Below are 7088 nucleotides of genomic sequence, written 5' to 3'. Positions count from 1 at the left end.
CAACTGCTCCGGGGCAACCGCTCAAACTTACCCGGTCGGCTTCGCGAGCGCAAGATCAGAAATCTCGCTCGCACCGCCCAAGTTTTCCCCGCGAATCGAACCCGCTATCCGGCGGGTGGATCGTGAGAGTGGCCTCGCGGACCGGCCGACGACCACTTGGTGATCTGTTTGCCCGGTTCCCGCTGGCCTGACTAACTTACCCGGTCGGTCTCGCTGGCGCAAGTCTCCCTGCCCCGCTCCGCCCGGCTTTGCCGGTCAAGCTTAACGCCTGCCCTCGGAGACTTCCTGACTGGCGTCGCTTTCGCGTCGTTCGTCCGGGTTTCCCTCGGGCAGAGAGAAAGTTACTTGACCGGGTGCCGCTCATGCAAATCGGCCCCCGTGCCCATCGGTGGGCCGAGACAGCCCGAATCCTCTGCACAACGTGAAAGAGTGGGCACATGGGAGCTTCGCGGACGCTGGCAGCCGACGTGCTCATGGACATGATCATGCCGTTCGGCCAGTTCGTCATCGGGGCTCTTGTGCTGGTCACGCTGGTGGTGTCGGTACGCCGGCTCCTCGAGCGGGGGCCGTCGCGCATGGGCGGCGCCATGCTTCTGTCCGGCGGCGCGGTCATCGGTTTCGCCATCGTGGGCTACCTGATCCAGCTTCTGTGACGCCGCTGACATACCCCGGAACAGCCCACGTGAGCGCCTGAAGCAGGCCTTTACAGACGCCGGTTGGCCAGGCTGGGCAACTCGGTACGGATCTTGTCGAGCCGGTCGAGGTCGAGCTCGGCGGTCACGATGCCCACGGTGTCGGGCGCCTGGGCCAGCACCGTTCCCCAGGGGTCGACAACCATGCTGCGGCCGAAACACGTACGGCCGGGGTCGTGGTCCCCGATCTGACCGGCCGCAACCACGTAGCACTGGTTCTCGATGGCCCGGGCCCGCAGCAGGACCTCCCAGTGGTCCCGCCCGGTGTGCATCATGAACGCCGCCGGCACGACCAGGACGCGGGCCTCCCCCTCGACCGCCAGCCGGCGGTAGAGCTCGGGGAAGCGCAGGTCGTAGCAGATCGACAGGCCCGTACGAACCCCGGCGATCTCGGCCACGACGGTCTCGTCGCCGGGCGCCACCGAGCGGGACTCCTGATAAGAGACCCGGTCCGCGATCTCCACGTCGTACAGGTGGATCTTCCGGTAGCGCGCGACGAGACCGCCGCTCGGGTCGAAGACCAGGGAGGTGTTGTAGGTGCGTCGCGCGTCGGGGCCGCTCTCGTGGAAGGAGCCGGCGTGCACCCAGAGGCCGAGCTCCCGCGCGGCGTTCGCGAAGAACTGCGCGAACTCACCGTCGATGCCCTCCGGTTTGGGGGCCGTGTCGCCGGGACCCAGGTAGTCGACGTACTCCGGCAGGACCGCCAGCTCGGCGCCCGCGGCCGCCGCCCGCTCCAGCTGGTCGCGAGCCACCCGCAGGTTCTCGTCCCGGTCGGCTCGCGAGTTCACCTGACACACCGCAACACGCATACCTGGAGCCTACGAGCGCTCGCGACGCCGTCCAACCCTCGGCGGCCTGTACCCGGAACCCGTGGCAGCACAGACGGTCATGACGAGGTCCGGCTCAGGCCAGCCGCTGCCGCATGGCCTCGGCGAGAGCCTGGATGCCCTTCAGGGGCCGGATCATCACGGTGAACTCGGTGATCCGCCCGTCCGGGTCCTCATGCAGGAAGTCGCAGCCCTCCAGGTGCATGTCGCCGACGCGGGCCCGGAAGACGAGGGCGTGATCGGGAGGCGACGTCAGCTCACGGGTGTACTCGAAGTCTTCGAAGACCTCGATGACCGCCTTGAGGATGGGCTCGACGGCGAAGCGGCCGCGGTACGGGGTGTAGACGACGGGGCTGCTGAAGACCACGTCCTCGTGCAGCAAGGCCACGGCGGCGTCGACGTCACGGGATTCGATGGCGGCTCGGAACGAGTGCACGGCGCGACCCCTATACTCAACTAATTGAATAGGTGCGGATTACGCTAACCCGGTACCGCGGAGGTGTCCAGGTGTCGCTACGCCACGCGCTGCTCGCCGCCCTCGCCCAAGGGGAGGCGTCGGGCTACGAACTGGCCAAGCGGTTCGACGTCGGGGTGGCGAACTTCTGGTCGGCCACACCGCAACAGCTCTACCGAGACCTCGAGCGGCTCGAACAGGACGGCCTGATCAGTGCCCGGGTCGTGGAGCAGAGCAAGCGGCCCAACAAGCGAGTTTTCACCGTGACACCCGCGGGGCAGGAAGAGCTGCGGGCGTTCGGCCGGCGACCGGCCAAGCCACCGGCGATGCGGGACGAATTCCTTGTCAAGCTGCAGGCCGTCGACCCCGACGACCCGGCGGCGATGATCGCGGCGGCCACGGAGCGCCTAGCGTGGTCGCGCGGCAAGCTCGCCGGGTACGACAAGCTGCGGGAACGCATGCTCGCCGGGCGCGACGAGGACGAGTATCTGCGGGCCGGCGAGCAGATCGGGCCCTACCTGACACTCATGGCGGGGCGGTTGTACGAGCAGATGAACATCCGCTGGGCCACAACCGTGCTCGAGACGCTGACCAACCGCCGGACGAACCGCAGCGCCGGGTAGCGGCTACACCCGGCGCGCCGACGACGGCCGGGCGGGCTCAACCCGTACACGGAAAAGCCGCCGCCCCCGCAAGGGGACGACGGCCATGGCTTCCGGCGACGTCAGGCGGACTTCTCCTCGCGCTCACGACGGCGGCGACCGACGAACTCGCGCGGGACGATCGTCGGGTTCACGTTCTCGAGCACGACCTCACGCGTGATGACCACCCGGGCCGCATCGGGGTTGCTGGGCACCTCGTACATCACGGAGAGCAGAACCTCTTCCATGATGGCGCGCAGACCGCGGGCGCCCGTGCCGCGCAGCATCGCCTGGTCGGCGATCGCCTCGAGCGCGCCGAAGTCGAACTCGAGCTCGACCCCGTCCAGCTCGAACAGGCGCTGATACTGCTTCACGTACGCGTTGCGGGGCTCGGTCAGGATTTTGATCAGCGCCTCGCGGTCGAGGTTGCGGACCGTGGTGATGACCGGCAGACGACCGATGAACTCGGGGATCAGGCCGAACTTGAGCATGTCTTCCGGCATGACGCGGCTGAAGATGTCGTCGGTGTTCCGCTCCGAGATCGAGCGCAGATGGGCGCCGAAGCCGACACCGCCGTGACCCACGCGGGACTCGATGATGCGGTCGAGCCCGGCGAACGCGCCACCGACGATGAACAGCACGTTGGTGGTGTCGATCTGGATGAACTCCTGGTGGGGGTGCTTGCGGCCGCCCTGCGGCGGAACGTTCGCCACCGTGCCCTCGAGGATCTTCAGCAGGGCCTGCTGGACGCCCTCACCGGAGACGTCACGGGTGATCGACGGGTTCTCGCTCTTCCGGGCGATCTTGTCGACCTCGTCGATGTAGATGATGCCCTGCTCGGCCCGCTTCACGTCGTAGTCGGCGGCCTGGATGAGCTTGAGCAGGATGTTCTCGACATCCTCGCCGACGTAGCCGGCCTCGGTGAGCGCCGTGGCGTCAGCGATCGCGAACGGCACGTTCAGCATGCGGGCCAGCGTCTGCGCCAGGTGCGTCTTGCCGCAGCCGGTGGGGCCGATGAGCATGATGTTGGACTTGGCCACCTCGACGTCGCTGCCCGCGCCGGGCGCGCCGCTCGACTCGGCCTGGATCCGCTTGTAGTGGTTGTAGACGGCGACCGAGAGCGCCTTCTTGGCCTGTTCCTGGCCCACCACGTACTGGTCGAGGAACTGGCAGATCTCCATCGGCTTGGGAAGCTCTTCCCACTTCACCTCGCCGGTCTCGGCCAGCTCTTCCTCGATGATCTCGTTGCAGAGGTCGATGCACTCGTCGCAGATGTAGACCCCGGGGCCCGCGATGAGCTTCTTGACCTGCTTCTGGGACTTCCCACAGAAGGAGCACTTCAGTAGGTCGCCGCCGTCGCCGATCCGTGCCACCTACGTTCTCCTAAGGCTCATCGGCCAGCTTGTGCCGACCCCTGATCGAGGACTGATCGCCTCGTTGCCATTCCATCGTCTGCCGAAGCGCGTAACTGAGGCTGCATGCTCGACGTTACCCGCAAAGGTGCCGTTCTCCGACCCCCCAAAACGGGCGTGTCAGGGGTCGGCCAGTCTATATCGCGCCAACCGGCCCCTGACACCGTGCCCAACCGCCCCGCCGCCACCGCTGTGCGGCAGCGCGGGGCGGCCTTTCGTCAGCTGCCCGAGCCCACCGACTGCAGGCTCTTCTTACGGCTGGCCAGCACGACGTCGACGATGCCGTACTCCTTGGCCTCGTCGGCCGTCATGATCTTGTCGCGGTCGACGTCCTTGCGGACCTGCTCGACCGGGCGGCCGGTGTGCCGCGAGATCATCTGCTCCATCTGGGTGCGCATGCGCAGGATCTCACGCGCCTGGATCTCGATGTCGGACCCCTGGCCGTAACCACCCTCGGTGGCCGGCTGGTGGATCAGCACGCGGGAGTTCGGCAGCGCCATGCGCTTGCCCGCCGTGCCGCCGGCCAGCAGAACCGCGGCGGCGCTGGCGGCCTGGCCGAGGCAGACCGTCGAGATGTCCGGGCGGACGTACTGCATGGTGTCGTAGATCGCCGTCATGGCGGTGAAGGAGCCGCCGGGCGAGTTGATGTACATCAGGATGTCGCGGTCCGGGTCCGAGCTCTCCAGCGTCAGCAGCTGGGCCATCACGTCGTTGGCCGACGCGTCGTCCACCTGCACGCCGAGGAAGATGATCCGGTCCTCGAACATCTTGTTGTAGGGGTTCGTCTCCTTCATCATCCCGTTCGAGGAACGCTCGACGAAGGAGGGCAGCACGTAGCGGTTGTGCACCGGCGCGAACCCAGAGGGCAAGGTCAGGTCAGTCATCTTTCAGCTCCTCAGTTCAGCGTTCCGGCGCCCTCGGGAACCTGGTCGGCCCCGGTGATCACCTTGTCGATGAAGCCGTAATCCACAGCCTCCTGAGCCGTGAACCAACGGTCACGGTCAGAATCCTGCTCGATCTGCTCCTGGGTCTGGCCGGTGTGGAAGGCGACCCGCTCCTGGAACATCCGCTTGGTGTAAAGCATCTGCTCGGCCTGGATGGCGATGTCGGCGGCCGTGCCGCCCATGCCACCGGACGGCTGGTGCATCATGATCCGCGCGTGCGGCAGCGAGAAACGCTTGCCCGGGGCGCCGGCGCAGAGCAGCAGCTGCCCCATCGAGGCGGCCATGCCCATGGCCACGGTCTGCACGTCGTTGTCGATGAACTGCATCGTGTCGTAGATCGCCATGCCCGAGTAGACCGAGCCACCGGGCGAGTTGATCCAGAGGTTGATGTCGCGCTCAGGGTCCTCGGCGGAAAGCAGCAGCAGCTGCGCGCAGATGCGGTTGGCCACCGCGTCGGTCACCTCGCTGCCGAGGAAGATGATGCGCTCACGCAGCAGGCGGTTGTAGACCGAGTCGTCGAGGTTGCCACTGAGGGAATCGCCGCGGAGCACGGGGCTCGCGGGGAGATGAAGATCAGTCATGGCAGCCCTTCACAGCTGACTGTGTCGGCCAGTGGCGGCCGGCAGGTTGTCCGTCGTACGACCAACCTAACCGGTCCATTGCGCATCAGCTTCCCGCTCGGGCAGGTGTTCGCTGACAGCGCACGGACCCTGGGAGAAACACCGGAAGCCGCCGCCGGCAACGGCGACGGCTTCCGCCGAGAACTAACTAGTGGTTGTGGCCGGCGTGCTCGTCCTCGCTCGCGGCGCGGAGGTCGTCGAGGGTCAGGACGGTGCCTTCGCTGTCCTTCATCTCGACCTGCTCCATGACCGAAGCGAGCGCCTTGCCCCGCCGCACATCGCCGAACACGGCCGCGGCCGCCCCCGACTGCACCAGCTGGTCGTAGTACTGCTGAGGCTGCATCTGAGCCCGCTGCGCCCGGTGCACGATCTCGTGCCCGAACTCGTCGTCCGACACCTGCACGTCCTCGGCGTCGGCGATCGTGTCGAGCAGCAGCTGGATGCGGACGCCCTCCTGAGCGGCCTCCGTCAGCTCCTCGTCGATCTGCTCCTCGGTCTTGTCCTCCGAGGTCAGGTAGTCCTGCAGGGTCGCGCCGATCCGCTCCAGCTGGTCGGTCATGGCCTGCTTGCGACCCTCGACCTCGTCCTTCACGACACCCTCGGGAGCCGGGATCTCGGCCGCCTCGACCAGCTGCTTCAGCGCCTCGTCGCGGGCCGCGTAGATCTGCTCGACCTTCTTGACCTTGGTCAGCCGCTCACGCAGGTCGTTCTTCAGCTCGTCGAGCGTGTCGAACTCGCTGGCCATCTGCGCGAAATCGTCGTCGACCTCGGGCAGCTGCTTGTCCTTGACGCTGCGCACCGTCACCTCGACCTCGGCGTCACGGCCGGCGAAGTCGCCGCCCACGAGCTGCGTGGTGAAGTTGGCGTCGGCGCCGGCGACCAGGCCGACCAGAACCTCGTCCAGGCCCGGCAGCAGCTGCTTGCTGCCCACCTCGTGCGAGATGTTCGTGGCCGAACCGCCCGGCACCTCGACACCGTCGACGGTCGCCTTCAGGTCGAGCTGCACGTAGTCGCCCTCGGCGGCCGGCCGCTCCACCGTCTTCAAGGTGGCGAACCGCTCGCGCAGGCCGTTGATCTGCTCGTCGATCTCGTTGTCGCCGATCTCGACCGCCGGGACCGTGACCGAGATGGTCTTCAGGTCAGGCACGGTGATCTCGGGACGGACGTCGACCTCGGCCGTGAACTTCAGCGGCTCGTTGTCGCCGAACTCGGTGATCTCGACCTCGGGGCGGCCCAGCGTCTTGACGTCGTGCTCCTGCACGGCCGCCAGGATCTGCTGCGGGATCGCCTCCTGAACGGCCTCGTTGAGGACCGCGCCGCGCCCGACCCGCTGATCGATGACCGCAGCCGGGATCTTGCCGCGACGGAAGCCGGGCACCTGAACCTGCGCGCCGATCTCCCGGTACGCCTTCTGCAGGCTCGGCTTGAGCTCGTCGAACGGCACCTCGATGGCGAGCTTCACCCGAGTCGGGCTCAGAGTCTCGACGGTGCTCTTCAC

Annotated in this window: 8 protein-coding genes; 2 read left to right on the top strand and 6 right to left on the bottom strand. The window is 67.2% G+C overall.

Annotated features, from left to right (window positions below; translation table 11 throughout):
* Positions 1-437: 437 nt before the first annotated feature.
* Positions 438-653: a hypothetical protein gene (locus OWR29_RS42760; protein ID WP_267569351.1), complete on the top strand. Its 216-nt coding sequence runs from the start codon at positions 438-440 to the stop codon at positions 651-653.
* Between the two features lie 50 nt (positions 654-703).
* Here OWR29_RS42760 and OWR29_RS42755 read toward each other — a convergent pair whose 3' ends face one another.
* Both OWR29_RS42755 and OWR29_RS42750 read right to left on the bottom strand, forming a co-directional pair.
* Positions 704-1501, bottom strand: coding sequence for a carbon-nitrogen hydrolase family protein (locus tag OWR29_RS42755; protein WP_267569350.1), 798 nt, complete (start codon positions 1499-1501; stop codon positions 704-706).
* 94 nt (positions 1502-1595) lie between these two features.
* The gene (locus OWR29_RS42750) at positions 1596-1955 is read right to left on the bottom strand and encodes a nuclear transport factor 2 family protein (protein WP_267569348.1); all 360 of its coding nucleotides are present in this window, start codon (positions 1953-1955) and stop codon (positions 1596-1598) included.
* A gap of 71 nt (positions 1956-2026) precedes the next feature.
* On the opposite strand from OWR29_RS42750, the gene OWR29_RS42745 reads away from it, so the two are divergent.
* The gene (locus OWR29_RS42745) at positions 2027-2596 is read left to right on the top strand and encodes a PadR family transcriptional regulator (RefSeq protein ID WP_267569346.1); all 570 of its coding nucleotides are present in this window, start codon (positions 2027-2029) and stop codon (positions 2594-2596) included.
* Positions 2597-2697: 101 nt separating this feature from the next.
* On the opposite strand, the gene clpX is transcribed toward OWR29_RS42745, so the two are convergent.
* From clpX to tig, 4 genes are all read right to left on the bottom strand, one after another.
* Complete coding sequence (clpX, locus tag OWR29_RS42740) at positions 2698-3987, bottom strand: ATP-dependent Clp protease ATP-binding subunit ClpX (protein WP_253237600.1); 1290 nt, start codon at positions 3985-3987, stop codon at positions 2698-2700.
* Between the two features lie 257 nt (positions 3988-4244).
* Positions 4245-4910 (bottom strand): ATP-dependent Clp protease proteolytic subunit, encoded by a 666-nt coding sequence (locus OWR29_RS42735; RefSeq protein WP_267569345.1) that lies wholly within the window; start codon positions 4908-4910, stop codon positions 4245-4247.
* A gap of 11 nt (positions 4911-4921) precedes the next feature.
* Positions 4922-5551 carry a ClpP family protease gene (locus OWR29_RS42730; protein WP_267569344.1) on the bottom strand — a complete coding sequence of 210 codons (630 nt, stop codon included), beginning with the start codon at positions 5549-5551 and terminating at the stop codon, positions 4922-4924.
* 187 nt (positions 5552-5738) lie between these two features.
* Positions 5739-7088: a trigger factor gene (tig, locus tag OWR29_RS42725; RefSeq protein ID WP_267569343.1), complete on the bottom strand. Its 1350-nt coding sequence runs from the start codon at positions 7086-7088 to the stop codon at positions 5739-5741.

Origin of the sequence: Paractinoplanes pyxinae, assembly GCF_026626335.1 — a bacterium.
Lineage (GTDB): Bacteria > Actinomycetota > Actinomycetes > Mycobacteriales > Micromonosporaceae > Actinoplanes > Actinoplanes pyxinae.
The sequence above is the reverse complement of the archived record's forward strand: the minus strand, read 5'-3'. Positions and strand labels throughout refer to the sequence as shown.